Genomic DNA, 1,170 nt, shown 5'->3' on the forward strand with positions numbered 1-1,170 from the left:
CTGCGCCTCGGCGGGCGCTGAGCACCGGCCGCCCGGCACCGCCCCGACGCCGGGCCCCCGAGGGGCGTTCACCCGCGTCTGCGAACATCCCTGCGTGGACTACCCGAACGACCAGGCACCCGGCGCCCCCGTGCGCGACGGCATCCCCGAGCACGGCCGCATCCCGAAGTACTACGCGGTGAAGGCTCAACTCGTCGTACTCATCGGGGAGTTGGGCAGCGGCGAGACCCTGCCCACCGAGCGCGACCTCGCTGTACGGTACGAGGTCTCGCGGGAGACCGTGCGCCAGGCGCTGCGCGAGCTGCTGCTCGAAGGGCGGCTGCGGCGGCAGGGCCGGGGCACCGTCGTCGCGGGCCCCAAGCTGGAACAGCCGCTGTCGCTCGCCTCGTACACCGAGGGCGTACGCCGGCAGGGCAGGCGGCCCGGCCGCCACCTCATCGGCCTGGACCGCTTCCCGTGCCCGCCCGCGCTCGCCGCCGAGATCGGCCTGGAGCGCGGCGAACCCGTCTGGCACATGGAGCGCGTCCTGCTCGCCGACGACGAGCGCGTGGGCCTGGAGTCCACGTACGTCGCCGTCGCACGGATGCCCCGGCTCGACGTCGACTTCGACCCCGACTCGTCCTTCTACTCGTACGTCCACGAGCGGCTCGGCATCGACTTCGGCACGGCCGACGAGCGCATCGAGACCGTGCTCGCGACGCCGCGCGAGGCGCTGCTCATCGGGACACCGCCCGCGCTGCCGATGCTGCTGATCCACCGGGTCTCGTACGACACGGGCGGCCGGGCCACCGAGCGCGTGCGGACGCTTTACCGCGGGGACCGGTTCTCGTTCACCACGCGTTTGGGCGACCGGGAGCAGTAGCGGCGCGTAGCTGGGCAATGTCCGCGGCGAGTTGAGCTCCCGCGACCCACGGCGATAACAGGAACGTAACGGGTCTAGGCCAACCTTGGCGGGTCGTTCACCTTCCCGTTGGTGCAAGGACCCGTACGGGACACCCGCCCCAAGGAGCGTAGCCGCCGTGAGAGTCATCGTCGTAGGAGCCGGCGTGGTGGGCACCACGCACGCCAGGCAGGCACTGGAACGCGGCCATCAGGTCGTGCGGATCGAGCGGGAGGCGGAGGCCCGGGGCGCCGGCCTGCGCAACGCCGGCCGGACACGGGGCAGCGGCC

General features: G+C 72.8%; 2 protein-coding genes. Both read left to right on the forward strand.

Translation table 11 applies throughout. From position 1 onward, the window contains the following. Positions 1-94 precede the first annotated feature (94 nt). Positions 95-862, forward strand: coding sequence for a GntR family transcriptional regulator (locus tag G3I40_RS08555; protein ID WP_164301561.1), 768 nt, complete (start codon positions 95-97; stop codon positions 860-862). Between the two features lie 157 nt (positions 863-1,019). Next, positions 1,020-1,170: FAD-dependent oxidoreductase (locus tag G3I40_RS46980; protein WP_164301562.1), on the forward strand; the 151-nt coding region annotated here is incomplete at its 3' end.

Origin of the sequence: Streptomyces sp. SID14478 (assembly GCF_010548525.1) — a bacterium.
GTDB lineage: Bacteria > Actinomycetota > Actinomycetes > Streptomycetales > Streptomycetaceae > Streptomyces.